The sequence below is a fragment of the Polynucleobacter sp. es-MAR-4 genome (genome assembly GCF_018882055.1).
In the GTDB taxonomy this organism is placed as follows: Bacteria; Pseudomonadota; Gammaproteobacteria; order Burkholderiales; family Burkholderiaceae; genus Polynucleobacter.
Genome location: NZ_JACVPF010000002.1, coordinates 259,318 through 277,438, shown reverse-complemented (window position 1 = coordinate 277,438; position 18,121 = coordinate 259,318). Strand labels below are relative to the sequence as shown.

Annotated in this window: 17 protein-coding genes and 1 tRNA gene; 8 read left to right on the top strand and 10 right to left on the bottom strand. The window is 43.1% G+C overall.

Features of this window, described 5'->3' with window-relative positions; all coding sequences use genetic code 11:
- Positions 1 to 31: 31 nt before the first annotated feature.
- Positions 32 to 1,576, bottom strand: coding sequence for an alkyl hydroperoxide reductase subunit F (ahpF, locus tag ICN16_RS07445; RefSeq protein WP_216136193.1), 1,545 nt, complete (start codon positions 1,574 to 1,576; stop codon positions 32 to 34).
- A 120-nt stretch (positions 1,577 to 1,696) separates the two neighbouring features.
- Positions 1,697 to 2,260 (bottom strand): alkyl hydroperoxide reductase subunit C, encoded by a 564-nt coding sequence (gene ahpC, locus ICN16_RS07440; protein ID WP_216136191.1) that lies wholly within the window; start codon positions 2,258 to 2,260, stop codon positions 1,697 to 1,699.
- 205 nt (positions 2,261 to 2,465) lie between these two features.
- Here ahpC and ICN16_RS07435 point away from each other — a divergent pair, with 205 nt between their 5' ends.
- The 3 genes from ICN16_RS07435 (at position 2,466) to ICN16_RS07425 (ending at position 4,449) form a co-directional block, all read left to right on the top strand.
- The gene (locus tag ICN16_RS07435; RefSeq protein WP_216136187.1) at positions 2,466 to 3,095 is read left to right on the top strand and encodes a glutathione S-transferase; all 630 of its coding nucleotides are present in this window, start codon (positions 2,466 to 2,468) and stop codon (positions 3,093 to 3,095) included.
- Between the two features lie 163 nt (positions 3,096 to 3,258).
- Positions 3,259 to 3,789 carry a hypothetical protein gene (locus ICN16_RS07430; RefSeq protein ID WP_216136185.1) on the top strand — a complete coding sequence of 177 codons (531 nt, stop codon included), beginning with the start codon at positions 3,259 to 3,261 and terminating at the stop codon, positions 3,787 to 3,789.
- Positions 3,790 to 4,011: 222 nt separating this feature from the next.
- Positions 4,012 to 4,449, top strand: a complete 438-nt coding sequence (locus ICN16_RS07425) for a hypothetical protein (RefSeq protein ID WP_216136183.1) — start codon at positions 4,012 to 4,014, stop codon at positions 4,447 to 4,449.
- 298 nt (positions 4,450 to 4,747) lie between these two features.
- Here ICN16_RS07425 and ICN16_RS07420 read toward each other — a convergent pair whose 3' ends face one another.
- The 5 genes from ICN16_RS07420 to ICN16_RS07400 all read right to left on the bottom strand — a co-directional run bounded on the left by ICN16_RS07420 (position 4,748) and on the right by ICN16_RS07400 (position 7,346).
- A complete protein-coding gene (locus ICN16_RS07420; protein ID WP_216136180.1) occupies positions 4,748 to 5,341 on the bottom strand; it encodes a Fic family protein in 594 nt (197 codons plus the stop codon).
- A complete protein-coding gene (locus ICN16_RS07415; protein ID WP_216136177.1) occupies positions 5,319 to 5,516 on the bottom strand; it encodes an antitoxin VbhA family protein in 198 nt (65 codons plus the stop codon). Before ICN16_RS07415 ends, ICN16_RS07420 begins: the two co-directional genes overlap by 23 nt.
- Before the next feature lie 103 nt (positions 5,517 to 5,619).
- Complete coding sequence (locus ICN16_RS07410; protein WP_216136174.1) at positions 5,620 to 6,009, bottom strand: 4-oxalocrotonate tautomerase family protein; 390 nt, start codon at positions 6,007 to 6,009, stop codon at positions 5,620 to 5,622.
- A gap of 75 nt (positions 6,010 to 6,084) precedes the next feature.
- Complete coding sequence (locus ICN16_RS07405) at positions 6,085 to 6,504, bottom strand: MarR family winged helix-turn-helix transcriptional regulator (protein WP_216136172.1); 420 nt, start codon at positions 6,502 to 6,504, stop codon at positions 6,085 to 6,087.
- A gap of 89 nt (positions 6,505 to 6,593) precedes the next feature.
- The gene (locus ICN16_RS07400) at positions 6,594 to 7,346 is read right to left on the bottom strand and encodes a competence protein CoiA (protein ID WP_216136170.1); all 753 of its coding nucleotides are present in this window, start codon (positions 7,344 to 7,346) and stop codon (positions 6,594 to 6,596) included.
- Positions 7,347 to 7,498: 152 nt separating this feature from the next.
- On the opposite strand from ICN16_RS07400, the gene ICN16_RS07395 reads away from it, so the two are divergent.
- Positions 7,499 to 8,686: a hypothetical protein gene (locus ICN16_RS07395; protein WP_216136169.1), complete on the top strand. Its 1,188-nt coding sequence runs from the start codon at positions 7,499 to 7,501 to the stop codon at positions 8,684 to 8,686.
- 90 nt (positions 8,687 to 8,776) lie between these two features.
- A complete protein-coding gene (locus ICN16_RS07390; RefSeq protein WP_216136168.1) occupies positions 8,777 to 10,012 on the top strand; it encodes a hypothetical protein in 1,236 nt (411 codons plus the stop codon).
- A 263-nt stretch (positions 10,013 to 10,275) separates the two neighbouring features.
- Here ICN16_RS07390 and ICN16_RS07385 read toward each other — a convergent pair whose 3' ends face one another.
- Positions 10,276 to 11,124: an alpha/beta fold hydrolase gene (locus tag ICN16_RS07385; protein ID WP_216136167.1), complete on the bottom strand. Its 849-nt coding sequence runs from the start codon at positions 11,122 to 11,124 to the stop codon at positions 10,276 to 10,278.
- A 225-nt stretch (positions 11,125 to 11,349) separates the two neighbouring features.
- Complete coding sequence (locus tag ICN16_RS07380; RefSeq protein ID WP_370625618.1) at positions 11,350 to 12,495, bottom strand: linear amide C-N hydrolase; 1,146 nt, start codon at positions 12,493 to 12,495, stop codon at positions 11,350 to 11,352.
- 495 nt (positions 12,496 to 12,990) lie between these two features.
- Here ICN16_RS07380 and ICN16_RS07375 point away from each other — a divergent pair, with 495 nt between their 5' ends.
- The 3 genes from ICN16_RS07375 (at position 12,991) to ICN16_RS07365 (ending at position 17,773) form a co-directional block, all read left to right on the top strand.
- Positions 12,991 to 14,334, top strand: coding sequence for an amidohydrolase family protein (locus ICN16_RS07375; RefSeq protein WP_216136166.1), 1,344 nt, complete (start codon positions 12,991 to 12,993; stop codon positions 14,332 to 14,334).
- Positions 14,335 to 14,480: 146 nt separating this feature from the next.
- Complete coding sequence (locus tag ICN16_RS07370) at positions 14,481 to 16,523, top strand: amidohydrolase (protein WP_216136165.1); 2,043 nt, start codon at positions 14,481 to 14,483, stop codon at positions 16,521 to 16,523.
- A gap of 125 nt (positions 16,524 to 16,648) precedes the next feature.
- Positions 16,649 to 17,773, top strand: coding sequence for a linear amide C-N hydrolase (locus ICN16_RS07365; RefSeq protein ID WP_216136164.1), 1,125 nt, complete (start codon positions 16,649 to 16,651; stop codon positions 17,771 to 17,773).
- A gap of 219 nt (positions 17,774 to 17,992) precedes the next feature.
- Here ICN16_RS07365 and ICN16_RS07360 read toward each other — a convergent pair.
- Positions 17,993 to 18,068 (bottom strand) — tRNA-Lys (locus ICN16_RS07360).
- Positions 18,069 to 18,121: the final 53 nt, after the last annotated feature.

The window sequence follows — 18,121 nt, the reverse complement described above, 5'->3', positions numbered from 1 at the left end:
GGGCTTTTTAACTTCAGAAGTTTTTAACTATTTATGACCGGATCAAATAGTCAAAGGCGGAGAGTGATGCTTTAGCGCCTTCACCCATAGCAATGATGATTTGCTTATAAGGTACGGTAGTGCAGTCACCTGCAGCAAATACGCCTGGCATAGAGGTCTCGCCTTTAGCGTCAATAATGACTTCACCGCGAGGAGATAAGTCAATCACACCTTTAAGCCAGTCTGTATTGGGTAACAATCCAATCTGAACAAAGATGCCTTCAAGCGCAATGTCATGCATTTGCTTATTAGCGCGATCTTCATATCTCAAGGTAGTGACCTTGCCATTAGCACCCAAAACCTCTTTACTCAAAGCATTGGTAATGATGGTGACGTTTGGCATGCTATTCAATTTCTTTTGTAGCACCGCATCGGCGCGTAACTTGGTATCGAATTCAACCAGGGTGACATGGCTCACAATACCTGCCAAATCAATTGCTGCCTCGACTCCAGAGTTGCCTCCGCCGATCACTGCAACGCGCTTGCCTTTATAAAGGGGGCCATCACAGTGCGGGCAGTAAGCCACGCCTTTGCCGCGGTACTCTTGCTCACCAGGTACATTCATCTCGCGCCAGCGTGCACCGGTACTCAAAATAACAGTTTTGCTTTTGAGAACAGCGCCATTTTCTAGGGTGATGGCAATTTCTTCGCCAGTCTTGCTCAAGCTCTTGGCAGTTTGCAGGTTCATGACATCAACGTCATATTCTTTTACGTGCTGCTCGAGTGCCATGACTAATTTAGGTCCCTCGGTCTCTTTAACCGAGATGAAGTTTTCAATTCCAACAGTATCGGCAACCTGACCGCCAAATCTTTGAGCCACTACACCGGTTCTAATGCCCTTACGAGCTGAGTAGATCGCTGCTGAAGCGCCTGCTGGACCGCCGCCAATAATTAAAGAGTCATAGGCATCTTTAGCGTTCAATTTTTCTGCATCGCGTGCTGAAGAGTTGGTATCGAGCTTGGCAGCAATCTCTTCAACGCTCATACGGCCTTGACCAAACACTTCACCATTCAGAATTACTGTAGGCACAGCCATGATTTGGTATTGATCTACCAAGCCTTGGAAGAGAGCGCCATCAATCATTTCATGCTCGATGTTCGGATTGAGGGCGGCCATGAGGTTCAGTGCCTGAACAACATCAGGGCAGTTGTGGCATGACAAAGAGATGAATGTCTGAAAGCGCTTCTTACCTTCCAGGCCTTTGATGCTTTCGATCACATCCTGCTCCACTTTTGGTGGATAGCCGCTGGTTTGCAAGATTGCCAGGATGAAAGAAGTCATTTCATGGCCCATTGGCAAGCCTGAGAATGCAATACGAGCCACATCATCCACCTTAGCTACGGTGAAGCTAGGAATATTTTTGCTGCTACCTGCAGTCTTTACAGTGATCTTGGTGGATTGCTCGGCAACTTCATTTAAGAGCTCCAGCATTTGAGCGGATTGAGGGCTGTCATCTAAAGTGGCTTCTAAAACAATCGGGCTCTCAATTTTTTCAAAATAGGCCTTGAGTTGAGCCTTGATATTTGCGTCTAACATGATGTATTCCTTGGTATTTAATCTTGATGAGTCTATTGGGCAGGGCTTCTGCTGCTCATCCTGCCCAATAGACTCTCCGAAGAGAGTCTATTGATTACTAGTTACTGCTGACTTCGATTATTAGATCTTGCCTACGAGATCCAAAGATGGAGTCAATGTAGCTGCGCCTTCTTTCCACTTGGCTGGGCAAACTTCACCTGGGTGAGCCGCTGTGTATTGAGCAGCCTTAAGCTTACGCAATGTCTCAGAGATATCGCGAGCGATTTCATTTGAGTGAATTTCAGCTGTTTTGATAACGCCTTCTGGGTTGATGATGAATGTGCCGCGCAATGCGAGACCTTCTTCTTCAATATGTACACCAAAACCACGTGTCAATGTATGTGTTGGATCACCAACCAATGGGAACTTCGCCTTACCTACTGCAGGTGAAGTCTCGTGCCATACCTTGTGTGAGAAATGTGTGTCAGTTGTAACGATGTAAACCTCTGCACCCATCTTTTGGAATTCAGCATAGTTATCAGCTGCATCTTCAATTTCTGTTGGGCAGTTGAATGTGAATGCTGCTGGCATGAAAATCAATACTGACCATTTGCCTTTGAGGGTCTCATCGGAAATAGTGATGAACTTACCGTTGTGGAAAGCTTGGGTCTTGAATGGTGGAACTGGTGTGTTAATTGGTGACATGGTTTCTCCTGTAAAAATGAAATAGTTGATTCACAACAGGAACCATTCTAGAGGCTATTTATTTATTTGCATAATGAATAATTTAGATATTATTGATCTATTTATTAGATAATAAATAACAGCTCGATTTGGGTCTCAGTTAAAGGTTTTGACGACTGGGGATACCGCGGAGCTTCTGATGATGAAGGCGTTATAAACTGCTCTCATGCCTCCTATTTTGTATTCCTACCGAAGATGTCCCTATGCAATGCGTGCTCGCATGGCATTGAAATATTCCGGCATTGAAGTTGAGCATCGTGAGATCGAATTCAGAAACAAGCCCCCATCCATGTTGCTTGTATCACCCAAGGGAACTGTTCCAGTCTTATGCGTAGATGACCTTGTCTTAGATCAGAGCTTGGATATCATGCATTGGGCCCTAGAGCAGTCTGATCCGGATGGCTGGATGGGGTTTGAAGAAGAAGCTTCTCGAGTATGGATTGAAAAAAATGATGGTCCATTTAAGGTGCTACTGGATCAATATAAGTATCCCAATCGGTTTCCAGATTTGCTTCAAGAGGATGTGCTGAATAGCGCTATAGATCTCATGCTTAAGCCGATGGAGTCCAAGCTGCAATCTAGCAACTACTTATTGGCTAACAAAATATCCCTAGCCGATGTGGCTCTCTTTCCATTCATTAGACAGTTTGCCGCCGTCGACCCCCAAAAGTTTGAAGGGTTACCATTTGACTCGCTGAAGAAGTGGCTCAATCAACACCTTGAGTCTGAGTTATTTAACTCGGTAATGGAGAAACATCCGACTTGGATAGATACTGCAGAAAAGACAGGGAGATAGAAGTGCAAATGTCGCGCGTGGGTGATTTTTCTGTACTGCTGGTGAGTTGGGCTTGATTCAGGTGGGTTCAAATATGCCAGTCATACCTAACAACATAAAGTCTGATAGGTGGCAACATGGCTAACTACATTGTATTTATACCCCTCATTCCTCTTGGAAAATAATGATAAAAACTCTTACTCTCATGGTTTTTGTTGTATCGATATTGAGCGCGTGTGCGACTTCAGTTTCGGTTCACTCAAGGCCTGCTGGAGCTTTAATTAGTAGCAAAAATGAGAACTTAGGTATTTCGCCAGTACGCATCAGCTTAGATTCTGAGGTCGGCCAATCTTTCCAAAAATCTGGTGATGGCTGTTACGAGGCCCCTTCATTTACAGCGCATTGGGCGAGCGGGGCAGTCGCCTCATCGCCTGCGTCACTCTTGTGTAGAGGCCGTGATGGAAATTACAAAATTTTCATTAGAAGGCCAGCCAATGCCCCGGACCTAAAAAAAGATCTTGATGCTGCCAATACACCAGAAGCAGTTAAGGCAAGAAGACGGGAATATATGATGGAGAATCATTTGGGTGGATCAAACTATTCAGATAATGAAAATCCTAACTTGCCATCAAATGTATTGTCTGTTGATGATCTTGAAAATGTTGGGCGCATGTGGAAGGAGCGGGATTCAATCCAAGTCGGGCCAAATAATTAAAAGACCAAAATTGCTAAACAATGCCTATAAGTTGCCCCTATTTATAAGTCCATTGTTTAAAAATGGCAGCAGTGATGAGTGCAAAGTGAGGTAAGCCTCAAGATGCATTCATTTGGAGCCTTCGTGGCGATATATCAACTTCCGAAGCGTGAACACGCTATTGCTTTTTTTAGAAGTTCTATTATTGTTGTGTCTTTACACAAGCCAAAAAAAGAGAAAAAAATGAAAAAAGTTCTATGTCTAGCAATGCTATCTACGAGTCTCTCAGTATTTGCACAAGGCTCACCCAATATGATTGGTACGTGGACCGGCATGAGTAATTCAGCGGTATCTGGTGCTGGACACTTCCACCCCACAGAAGCTGGTAAAGAAAAGGCCGTTCGCTTTAGAAGCGTAGAGTATGTAATGGTTATTGATAAAGAAGAGGGTCGAAACTTTGTTGGCTCTATTGGCGCAACAAATAACAAGCATTCAACCGACGTTAAGCGCAAAGAAGTATTGATGGGTTCGTATGCTAAAGATATGAAGAGCGGCGTAATGGTCAATGAAACAGGAAGTTTTACCTTTAAGCTGATGGATCCCAAGAATTTAGAAATTTGCTACACCCAAGTCTCAGCTAGCCCAAAGGTAGCCTCTTGTTTTGAGATGACGAAGAAATAAAAACTTAATAGAGCATCTACCAACCACTCTACGGAGTGGTTTTTCTTCGCCCATATGACCGCTTTGGGTCGATAGAAAACATTCAAAGGCTGATGGATCGTTGGTCTGCTGTTAAGTGGTAGCTGACCAGCGGCCTCACGCGCCGAAGCCGTCTCAGGCAAACTCAGAATTCCAGAAAAAGAAAAAGCCACCCGAAGGTGGCTTTTGGTATTACTGGTGGGTCGGGCGAGATTCGAACTCGCGACCAACGGCCTAAAGAGGTTCAATTGGCCCAGACAGGTCAGTAAATTGCTTAAACCTAGTCACTGTTCTCCAAACGCTCAAGAATGAGATTGGCAAGAATGGATTCATCGCCATTAAATGCCAGTTCCATTGCTAGATAAATTTGCTCCTGCTCAAGGTCGGAGTAGTCGAGTTGATAGCCTGCTGATTGACTAAGTTGCGAGATGAATATGCGTTGTACGCGACCATTTCCCTCTCGAAAAGGGTGAAGGGCATTTATCTCTGATAAATAGTGAGCTAATCTTTTTGATAGGGAGTCGGCATCCAGGCTTTTGAGCCAGTTTTCACGTGCTAGTTTGTTGAATATATCGTTTGCCGCAGATTCTATAAAGCGCACATTAGCAAAACGACTATTGCCACGGCTAATATCTACTGTGCGAATCTTCCCGGCCCAGTCATATACATCTTGAAAGAGTGCCAAATGAATGCGCTGAAGATGAGCAAGGTCAAATTGACCTACTATGGGATTTTCTAGGATCTCAATTGATCGCAAAGTAGATAGCTCACCTTCGTAGGTGTCTAAATCTTGTGCGTTAGTTATTTCTGCTTTGTTTCGAAGTACATCTGTACCTGGGTAGCAGTAGGTGTCATCCGCGTCGTAGCGTGACATAGCGTTGCTTAGTTTCTTCCAATATTTGCGCAATACTCTTTTTGCCGGCAACGTAATCAGTGAGGTTTTGCTCTAACTGCTTAGTTGGAACAATACCTTCAATCCGAGCAGAAGCCACAGCGTTAGAAACGTTGTATTGGCGGGATTGAGATTGGGTGGCAAACTTAGTTGGCATGTACCTATTTTAGTGGATTTGGGGCTGATTTCCTAGGAAATTTTGCCCAATTCTATAGCCGTAACCCCATATATTTCATTGGGTTACGGCGGTATTTGCGGTGTTATTGGTGATATCGATATTCCTGAGTCTTGCCACCATATCCATAGCTAGCAGCCCTGACATCTTGTACGTAGATATAGCTCTCTTCATGAATATTGCCTAGGATGCGTTCAAAACCCTCAAATGCTTCCTTGATGTACTGAGCCTTCTGATCTTTGGTATTGGTCTCATCAGTAATCTTGATATCAAAGTAAAAACTATTCTTCCCTTGCTCGCTTAATAGCTTGCCACCCACAAACCAGCAGTCTGCATCTACGTATTCAATTGCGATAGCGGTAACTTCCTTTTTCTTCCCCAAAATGCGATGGGTAAGGTCTAGCAGTAGTTCATTAATAGCTTTAGTCGTAGCAATATTCTTTTGTCCGCTGACTTTCACGTTCAAGATTGGCATGTAATTCTCCTTTGTAAATAAATCAATTCAATAAGACTAATTAGCTATGCAACTATTAGCAAAATAAAAAAGTCCCTATTCCTTCAGGGCAGATCTAATGCCTCGAAGTAGCCCAACAACATCTTCAAAATGGTTTGTGCCCAATACTTTCTTGAGGCGCTTGGTAACAGCTCCACTGGCCGCATTAATGGCATCTTTCATCTCAACAGCCTTCTTAGTCGGATGAATCTCTTGTTCACGACCATCTTTCTCCGAAGTTAGGCGCTTAATGAGCCCCAGTTTCTCCAAGCCATCCAATCCTCTAGTGGCAGTAGGGCGGCTGATATTCATCTCCAAGGCCAGTTCGCTTTGTAATAACGTGGCTTTATCTAGAACCACTCTAAGCATGAATGCTTGTGAGGGGGTGAGGCCAAAAGGCTTAAATGCGCTAGTCCATTCCCTCTCTAGCTGGCGAGCTAGGCTGGTGGTATTGAAATAGAGGCATTGTTCAAACATGTAGGTAGTCTAGCCGATATTGGTTAGCTATGCAACTAAATTATTTAAAATGTCTCGAAACACGACACTTGCATGTGATTTCTTTAGGTTTAACCCTTTTGAATGTCTTTTAATCTTTGAAGTCGAGGTAGCTCTGGATCGGCTTCACACCTCTTTATGAAGCTCTCAAAGTCATGGATTAGGGCATCAAACCCATTTTTTCCGCTAACACTCTGTTCTTGGAGGCTTTGAATTAACTGGTCTCTTGTAATACTCTGGATATATGCGTAGGTTTCATTGCTTCCGGGATAAATCCACCAAAGTGGATGTTCCTCACCAAAATCAAAGAACACGTGACCTGAGCTTTCTGACCAATTTTTGAGAAGATTCCCTTTGGGGAAAAATGTTCGGTATTTGTTAGGTGATAGTGGGTCAGGGGATTGTCCGTAAATAAATCCCTTTTTAAATGGCTCTATGTCGCCTTTATGTTTTGTGCCATCAACTATCCAAATGAGCTTTTGATAAAAACGCTCTCGCGAAATTCGCTCATCAAAATCAATGGCCGAGTGTTGAAATTCAATTACCCAGCAATTCTTAGTTTTAACGTCAGCAATGTGCTTTTCGCCAGTGTCGCCACGTTGTATGAATTCTTGCCATTCAGCGGGGAATTGATTTTTCCAGCCCCGATGCCACTCGGATTCTGTTTCCCACCATGGGTCACAACGACCTTGATTCGTATGAGCCCAGTGGTGCACGCGGATTCGTCCGCATCTTGCAGTCATAAAAGCACCGCAAGCTGGGCATATGCCTGTTAGCTTAGGCTGGGCTTCCTGGCGTTGTCCGTTAACTAGGGAGAATTTCATGGATTTATGCTACCGCAAAAGGCTGGGTTGTCGTGATACCCGACAACTTAGACGCTGAAGCGTCGGGTTTCGCGACACTCGGATTTGATTTGGCTAGTGGGTAATGGCACCCCAAATCCTTGTAATATGTAGAAAATCTAAAAATTACATATATGCCACTACTTGAAATCTGGAAAGCCACTAAAGATTCAGTCTTAAAGATGAATCTTGAAACCATTGTCAAAATGGCGGGCGATGGCCAGCTCAAGGATGGCAGTGAAACATCTCTTGAATTTAGGCAGTTTCTAACCGAGGTGGATAGCAAAAAGCTGGCTGAATATGCTACTTACTGTACTGACCATGCTTTTACTAATAGTGGTCAGGTGCTTCAGGATGTCGTCAATGAGATTGGTAGAAGACTTGGATTTACTGCGGAAAACGGCCGCTATCAGGGTGTTCGTAACGATATTGGCTACGATGGTATTTGGACATCTGGCTCTGACTGCTTGGTAATTGAGGTTAAGACCACCAATGCTTACACAATTAAGTTAGACGTCATCGCCACTTATCGAGATCGATTGGCTGAAGCGGGGAGGGTTCCCCATGATTCACCAATATTGATTGTTATTGGTAGGGATGAGACTGAATCGCTGGAGGCTCAAGTTCGGGGATCAAGGCATGCCTGGACTATGAGAATTATCGGTATCGAGGCTTTAATCAAATTGATGGAAGTGAACTTATCAACTTCGGGCAAAGAAGTAACGGAAAAGATTCACACTATTCTCAAGCCGATTGAATATACCCGTATCGATAAGATCGTAGATGTGATCTTTACCGCTGCTGAAGATAAGGATCTAGAGATTGACGGGGCAGGTGAGCCCTTGGATTATCAAGATAAGTCAGAGCAAAAAACTTACGCTACACCCCAAACAACCCCCAGAGAAATCATTGAACAGAAGAAGCAAGTGGCTATTGAGGAATTGGGCTTTAAGCTAGATAAGGTCTTAGTCAAGAAGAAATACTCCCTTTATGCAGATCAAAGTGGGGGTGTTCATGCAGCAGTCGCTATATCTAAAAGATACATTCGTTCAGAGATTTTCTACTGGTACGCTTATCACGAGGTTCAGCGTCAATTCTTAAGCGAGGCTGCTTCTGGATACATGCTCTTCGGGATGGTCGATTTGGATGTCAACTTTGCCGTCCCTTATGCCAAGTTAGAAGAATTGAGGGAAAAACTCAGTTCCACTGTTCGTGAGGATGGTCGTGAGTACAAGCATATCTTCATTTATGTGGATGGCGACAAGTACACCATGCGCTTACGAGGTAGTGAAGAGATGGATTTATCGGCTTATAGAGTTTGAAATGTAAATTAATGTGAAACTAGATATTTTTTAATGATTAGCTTTTTCTTATAACTTTAAGTTTGCCTGTCTACACGGTAAAAAGCATTTATGACAAAACCTCCTAAAATCAATAATTCAATTGGAAACGAGATAAATTTGTTTATCCGCCAGATTGAAAGTCTAAAAGAGGTCTTGCCAATCACTCTATTTGGTTTGCATGCAATGCGCAGTTCATCTAAGAAAAGTCTTGATGAGTTTGTAGCAAAACACCAGCATATTGATCGGTCACAGAACCCGCCTAGGATCACTATCCCTGCAGTTGATATAAGAAGATTTTTAAAGGTTCAAGGGCGTCATGAAAATGCGATGCTGGCGCAAACATTAGTGCCGCGTAGCTTATTCGTCACACTTGTTAGTCAATATGATGCGTTTCTCGGACGTTTACTAAAGGCAATTTTAGTTGGACGTATTGAGCTGTTAAATGCGTCAGAAAAAACAATTACATTCGCAGCGGCTACTGCATTTAATTCTATTGAGGCTATTCGAGATCACGTTATTGAAAAAGAGATTGAGGGTGTTCTAAGAACTAGCCATACCGACCACTTTAAATGGATGGAGAAGCGCTTTAATCTCCCCCTGACAAAGGGTCTAGAAATTTTTCCTCAATTTATCGAGCTAACTGAACGCCGAAATCTTTTCGTGCATGCCGATGGAGTCGTTTCAAGTCATTACATTTCGACTTGCAAGGAAAAGCATTTTAGTCTTGGGTCGGAAGTAACTGAAGGCGCTCAACTTCAGGTAACAAAGGCTTATTTTGATGAGTCGGCCTCTTGTTTGCTTGTGCTGGGAATCATGCTTGGTCAAGTCTTATGGAGAAAAATTTTCCCCGAGGAATGTGAGAGTGCCGACCAGTATTTGCTTGAGACGACTTATGGACTCATCGATAGAGGTGATTATTTATCGGCCATTAAGTTGCTGGACTTTGCATGCAATACGCTCAAGAATTTTCATTCTGAATGGTACAGAATTGCTTTAGTTTTAAATCGGGCACAAGCTTACAAATGGGCTGGAGACTCTAATAAGTGCAATGAAATATTAAGCCAATATGATTGGTCTGCACTCATTGATTCGTTTCAGCTTGGGAATGCAGTATTAAAAGGTGACTGGTTATCTAGCGCTTCCTTAATGCGCAATATTGGTTCGAATGGGTCAGTCAAGAAAAGAGATTACGAGGACTGGCCAATATTCCGCGAATTCAGATCAACACCAGAGTTTTTGGAGGTTTATCAAGAAGTCTTTTCCGAGCCATTTGCAATTGAGATTTCTGAAATTCAGCCGATTTAACGCGATTGATCGCAATTACTTAAATTCAAATTAATGGAATATCTAGGACGCTCAGTCTCACCTAGCGCCTTCCATCCCCGCTCGAAACGTCCAATAGATCATCTATTGCGTACCCATAGTGACCAACATATTTCGCCAGCCTACAAAGACAAAACCCCCACTATTGCTAGTGAGGGTTTCTTGATACTGGTGGGTCAGGCGAGATTAGAACTCGCGACAAACGGGCCTAAAGAGGTTTAATTGGCTCAAACAGGGTGGGCTGGTTAGTCATTTTGCAGGAAGATATTTACAGTTTCAGAAAGTTTCTTGTAACTTTGGAATAGGAAGGCATGCCCACCTTCATAAAACGCTAACCAAGCAAAAGGAATTTGAGTGGCAATGACTACTGAGTTCTGTGGATTGTCTATGATGTCCTCGCGGCCATCGGCAACTAACACGGGAATTTTAATTTTCTTTAAATCAAGGTAATTCTGATTGTCGGCATCCCAAAGGGTGATACGAGCTCGAACTTGGCGAGCCTTTGTTTCCTTAGATACTACAAAATCATCAGGGATAGTTCCTGCAGCCTTTGCTGCCATAAATCTTTCATATACAGCCTTAGCAGCCGCTTTACCTTGTGGCGTCATTGGGAATAACAACTCAAAATTCTCCATAGGTGACAAGCTAGGATTATTTAACTCTTCTCCAACTTTTTTATTAATGGCGATCTGATATTTTCCACCTGGGTTAGGAGCGCACAGAATAGCTTTGCTAACCAGATCTGGATGTCTGATTACAAGCTGTTGTCCAACTCGAGCACCCATGGACCATGAGAATACATTTACCTTTTTAAATCCCAATGATTTGACTAGGGCTGCGGCATCATCTGCCATTTGCGGGATAGTCGTATTATTTTCTTTGGTATCGGTGGACAGTCCAGCGCCACGATTATCAAAAATAATGAGTTGGTTATTCTTTGCCAACTCTTCAAGAAGAGCGGGGTCCCATGCACTTAATGTGCCGGCATAACCCATAATCATAATCATCGGGTCGCCTTTGCCTTTTAAGTAGTAGGCTAACTTCACGCCATTCACCGAAGCGTATTTAATTTCAGGTTTATCTTGAGCTTGCACTGAAAAGCTAAGGCCAAACGAGATTAGAAGAGTTGCGATTACTAAATTAACGCCCCGCATCAGGTTGGCATTTAAGCGGCGTAGGGTGTTATTCAAAGGCATCATAAGGTTTGGTGTGCAATGGGTTGCTCAAGGCCTCATATTAGCATTGCAAAATTTGCTCTAGTCCTTGCGGACAAAATAAAACCCGCCGTAGCGGGTTTTATTAATGTACCTAAATTTGAATTATTTCAAAAATGAAGAAGATAAATCCTGAGGGCCGGCATTATTTATTCCATACGCTTGGAGTGCCTTAATCTCTTTTAGATTCTTCAATGCAGCTAGATCAACTACAGCCCAATTCAGGGAATTGTTAATACTACGAATGTAATATTTACCGCGTGAAAGATCTTTCATTACAGTGAAATCAGAAACTTCGCTTGATGATTTACTGCTGCTAGCACCACCATCGCCTTTGCTGCCTGCAGGATCAACAGTAAGACCGTCAGGACGATCAAAATTATTCATAATGTGGCCAAGTTGATTGATGGCCTGATCCGGTGTTGTGCCTTTTGTTACGTAGTTTGCATAAAAAGCTGCTTTAACAAAGCGTCCCTGTGAGGTATTCGCAGCAGAAAGGCCTGCAATTGCATTGCCGGAATCCGCTGTGGCTAATTTCAGTTTCCCTAACTGCCCTGTGTTTTTATCAACATTATTAAATGTATAGTTGTTCAGGTTTTCGAGATGCCATGGGAAATGAGGTCCATTAGTTAAAACGCCAACAGGGTTGTCATAGATATTGGCCAAGCCATTTGCAAACTCAATCACAATTGCGCCGCCACTTTTATCGTGAATTGCATAGTGAAGTGGGACGGGAAGGTTGTCAAACAATTTAACATCTGGTAACCAAACCTGTACGGCATCACTAGATAAAACTTTCCTAACTTCATCAACCGTTTTAAAGTTTCCAAGCACCCAAGTGCTAAAAAGTTGACCGGAGAGAATCTTCGAATTATCCGACCCCAAAGTCATTGAGGTGGTTGGGGTTATCTCGTTACCAGATAAGCTGAGACCTTGGTCATTAAGACCATCTAGAAATAGCTGCTGCTTAACACCATAGCCTTTAGAGCTGCCCGCACCAATAAATGCATATTTTGTATTAAAGGTCATACCTTGCTGACCCGTGGGGGTAGTTGAATCAATTTTTGTGCCTGCAGGCATATACGTCAGCAATGCTGGTGGCCGCGCAGAGTTTTCAAGTGTTCGTCCGTGATACACATTGCCATTTGTGTCGGTGATGACAAGAGACGTACAAGCTATGGCATTGCCAATGGAGGCTGCCATCAAAGATGTAGCCGTGAACAGACTAAGTGTTTTTTTGAAAATATTCACGAAAAATTTTCTTTCTGGATCATTTTGGGTTTTAGTAATAGAGCTGAAACTTAGACTTTTCAATTGCGTACAGGCAAGGCAAAAGTTGATTCTTTGGGAAGGCTTTAGCCAATAATAATCAAATAAAGGCTCAAAAGATGATTTTTTATTCTATAAGCAATACAAGGTTGCTTATGAATCTATAACGTGCACCCCCACCCATTACGGTCCAGTAGATTGACCATAGCGTCGATCAGGCGCGATATTGATTCCGGTAAAAGAAAAAGCCACCCCAAGGTGGCTTTTGTATAACTGGTGGGTCGGGCGAGATTCGAACTCGCGACCAACGGATTAAAAGAAGTTGCGGGTCTTCAAAACCCTATATAAATCAATAGCCTATAAAGCTAAAAAATGACTGTGCGATTGGTCATCCGTTTAATCCATGTATTTATTATCATAAATTTATTGTGTACATTTGAAGATATTATTACGCACCATTAAATTTATAGCTAAATTATGAATCCCTCAATTAAGTTACTCGCGGTTTGTGCCACCCTTTATGCAAATTTGGGTTTCGCTCAAACCAATCTTCAAACAGCTCCCCAGACAGCAACTCTCTATGAAAATGTTCGAGTATTTGACGGCACTGCCAATAAGTTAACTCAACCAACCAATGTTCTGGTTATTGGCAATACCATTAAAACTATATCCAGCAAGCCAATTGAAATTCCGCAGGGCATAGTTGCCACCCGTATTGCTGGTGATGGTCGTACTTTAATGCCTGGTCTTATAGATGCTCATGCTCACTTGTATCTCGGTGTGGCTCAAAGCCTGCTTTTTGATCCAGCCACTACACCAGCGTTGCTTGATCAAAAGGCTTATGAATCTTCAAAAGCTACTCTCATGTCTGGATTTACCACTGTAAGAGATATGGGTGGACCAATGTTTAAATTTAAAAGTGAATTTGATGCTGCTAAAGCACCGGGTCCACGTGTTTACCCAAGCGGCACCATGATTACCCAAACATCGGGTCATGGGGACTATAGTGCACCTGAGGCTCTGCCAAGAAGTTTTGGTGGCCCACTTTCCATAGGAGAGGTATACCGAATTTCCACTTTAGCTGATGGCCGTGATCAAGTCCTAACCGCAGTTCGTTTCAATATTCGCAATGGCGCCTCGCAAATTAAATTAGCAACGGGAGGCGGTGTTGCTTCACCAAGTGATCCTGTAACAGTGCAAGAATATACGGCCGATGAAATTAAGGCTGCAGTAGAGGCGGCTACTGATCTTGGTACTTATGTTTCAACCCATGCATACAACACAAAATCAGTTCGTCGCTCTGTGGATGCTGGGGTCAAGTCTATTGAACACGGACAGCTGCTCGATGAAGCAACAGTAAAGTATTTAAAAAATAAAGATGTATGGCTTAGTACCCAAGTATTTGAGGAGTTCGATAATACATACTCACCACTTCAGCGTCATAAAGAACATCAGGTTGTTATGGGTGAAAGCGATGTTTTTAAATGGGCAATCAAATACAACGTCAAAATGGCGTGGGGCTCTGATTTTTTCTTCGAAACCTATGGTGTTGAGCAAAATAAACAGTTAGCTAAGTTGAAAAAATGGATGTCACCGGCTAGAGCGTTAAAAATGGCTACTCATGACAACGCACAATTGATGGCAATGTCTGGTATCCGTAATCCCTATCCTGGAAAACTAGGGGTAGTTCAAGAGGGTGCTTATGCTGACTTATTATTGGTTGACGGCGATCCTACGCAAAACTTAGACATCATCGTCGATCCCAATAAGAATTTCCGAGTCATTATGAAAGACGGAACAATCTACAAAAACACTCTCTGATATTCACGGGAATGCCAATTCATTGACCCGCTTCGGCGGGTTTTTTCTATCTACAGAGCATTGGCGTTAACAAAATTTCTCATTGAAGTATTGGAATGACGGCGTTTTCGCTGCTTATAATTCAATTATGGTGATACAGGGGCTCTATGAAAGTTAATCAGTATATATATGGTTTGTTATTTGCAGTTGCAAGCATTTACGCTTATGCACACGACGGTCACCGCCCTCGAATTGGTGCGCCAAATCAGCAAACACCTACAGGAGCCCCTGAGACATGGGGCACTTATTGCGTAACAGAATTGGCGCCGCTATTTAGGGAGGCATTAACTGTATACAAACAAGATAATCAATTAATTGACAAGCCTTATGGCGGGCAGTTTCCAAATATTGCGAAATTTCAAAAGGGTGGTGATAAAGACGGGCCTATTTTTAGGGCCAATGTATTACCAAAAATTCCTTATTCGCCAATTCCTGCTGCTGGTAATGTAGATGGAAAAATTACCGTCTTTACAGCGAAGAAAATTGTCACGATGGATCCGGGGTGGCCAACTGCTACAGCAGTTGCGGTTCGCGATGGACGTATTTTATCGGTTGGGACCTTAGATGATTTGAAGCCTTGGTTGGATAACCACCCATATGAAATAAATAACAGTTTTGCCAATAAAGTAATTTATCCAGGTTTTATTGAAGCCCATGGACATCCAGTCATGGGTGGGGTGGCCATTAGCTTGCCTCCCTTAACCTACTATTCACTCCGCAATCCTTATGGACCGGATTTTCCGGGAGTCAAAAATCCCGAGGAGATGATTGCTAAGCTTAAAGAATATGTTGCGGCAGCTAAATCCCCGGATCAAACGATTCTTACATGGGGCTATGACTCGGTAGCGATGGGTAAGAAAAAGCCAACTAATGTTGATTTAGATAAGATTTCTCCGACAAACCCCTTAATACTGTGGGACGCTTCTGAGCATTTCATTTTTGCTAATACAGCTGCCATTAAGAAATATGGTGTAACGAATGAGCAACTTGCCAAGACGGTAGGGGCAGGGCGTAATCCAGACGGCTCTTCTAATGGTCAATTCCTGGGTGCCGAGGCTGCAAAACTCATCATGCTAAAGCCTCTCTCTGAAATTCTTAATCCAACACAAGGTTTATATAGTTTGCGATATATCAGCGCCTTGATGCAGCAAGCTGGAATCACTACAACGGGTGACCAGTTTTATGGCGGCGTTAATCTCGCCTTGGAAGATGCGCTAGTCAAACAGGTTTTTGGTCAGCCAGATTCGAAGGCACGAATTGTGCATGTGGCTGATGGCATTACTTTCATGGGCTTATATGGCAATAAAGCCATTGATCAGGCAGTAGCCTTAAGACAAAGTGGTAATGACCAAATCATCTTTAATGGCGTAAAGTTTTTTGCAGATGATGCATTTACTAGTCTTGGAATGCAGTTAGAGTGGCCTGGATATATAAATCCAGATTTATATAAAGGCCTCTTCATGTTTAACAATAAACAGGATTTCCTTAAGGCAATGCGACCTTGGTGGAATACAGGATTTCAGATACATGTTCATTCAAATGGAAGCGGAGGTAATCAAGTTACTTTAGATGCTTTAGAGATATTGCAAGCAGAGCATCCCCGTTTTGATCACCGCTTTACCTTAGAACACTTTGGAATTTCAAGTACGGCACAAGGCAGGCAAGTCAAGGCGCTAGGTGCATTGGTCAGTACCAACCCATATTTTGTTAGCGATCGTGCGGATATTAATGCCAATCAGATTGGTACGGATCGAGCCTCCTTGGCGGCCCGCATGGCCTCGTTAATAGATCAAGATGTTGTGGTGGCATTGCACTCTGATACCCCGGTTGGCGTTCCATCTCCCTTACTAGAGGTGTGGATTGCAGTCAATCGAGTAGGCAACCTCTCTGGGAAGGTTCATGCTCCTTATGAGCGAGTGAGGGACGTTAATAAGGCAATGAAGATGGTGACGATTGATGCAGCCTATGCTTTGGGCTTAAACGATAGACTAGGAAGCATTGAGACCGGAAAGTTGGCTGACTTTGTAGTTCTTGAGGAGGATCCACAAGATGTGCGTCCGATGAAAATCAAAGACATTGGCGTAGTAGCGACAATTTTAGGCGGTCGCCCAACTTTAACTAGTGAGACGCGCACGCCTGATTGGAAATAGTACTCAATCGCGATGTAAGTCACGTTATGGCGTTAGAAAAGCAAACCCTCATCAGAAAAGGTGGGGGTTTTCTCTGTTGGAGGTGCTATTCTTTAAGTTAGTAAATATTAATTTCAAAGGATTTTATGTTTTCTCATTCAATGTCATTTGCAGCGCGTTGTATTGTTAGCCTCTCACTCATTTCATTTGTGCAAGCCGGAATAGCCTGTACTGCAGTTAATACTATTGCTAAGGATGGCACGGTTGTAGCTGGAAGAAATATGGACTGGGCCTTCGATATGAAGTGGACATTGATGGCCATGCCGAAGGGAACTCCAGTCTTATTGAGCGCGCCAGCAAAAATGAATCTGCCTTCTGAACAGTTATCTAGTAAATATGCTTTTATTGGCGTGAGCCCTGCAATCCTCAAAGGGGGAAATGCATTTCTAGAGGGGCAAAATAGCGCCGGCTTGGGAATGAGTGGAAACTTCTTGCCCGGCTTTACTCAATATCAGTCGGTAACACCCCAAGATAAAAATTATGTTTCTATTGTGAATTTAGGAGCCTTTACTTTAGGCATGTTTTCCACGGTAAAGGAGTTAAAGCAAGAATTACCAAAATACAAAGTATGGTTTGACCCTAGCGAAGTCTCTGGTATTCCAACTGCACCGTGGCTTCATTTTGTATTCACTGATCGCAGTGGATCTAGTATTGTGATTGAGTTTGTGAAAGGTGAAATGGTTATTTACGACAATATTTCCAACACTCTTACCAATGCACCAACTTATGATTGGCATCTTAATAATGCGCGAAATTATTTAGCGCTTTCAGGAACTGCCCCAAAGCCGTTAACTATTAAGGGTAAAAGTATTAACGAGCTTGGCTCAGAGGGTGCTGGAATGATTGGTATGCCCGGGGACTACACAACGCCGGGTCGATTTATTCGCGCTTCTTACTTGTTACAAATGGCTGGACAAGTAAAGACTGGTCAAGAGGCAAATCAATTGATTGGCCATGTTCTCAATAATGTCGACGTGCCTCTTGGAACTTCAATTTCTACAGAAGGTAAAGCAACAGTTTCTGATAATACCCAGTGGGTGACTATTAAAGATTTGACTAATAACAAGTTAAAAATTGCCAACTATCTGAACCGAACAAACTACATTCAAATGGATCTAAATAAGATCTTTGCTAGCAATAAGCAGATGTCTTGGTTGATAGATGGACTTCCATACTCTGATGGGGATTTAACGAATAGATTGATGCAGTAAGAATCTTTTCACTAATCCCAATAAATAAGACCACCTTCGGGTGGTTTTTTGTCGGTTTGCCCGACCAACTGTCGCGTATCGAGACGCTCACGGTCATCCAGCGTCCACCATCCCCACTCGAAACGTCTACAAAATTCCACATTGTTCCGAACAGTCACCACATTTCTCCAGCCTACAAAGACAAAACCCCCACTATCGCTAGTGAGGGTTTCTTGATACTGGTGGGTCGGGCGAGATTCGAACTCGCGACCAACGGATTAAAAGTCCGCTGCTCTACCGACTGAGCTACCGACCCAGTAAGACAGAAATTATAGCAAGAACTTGATTTAACTTCCCTTAGTTTGCTGG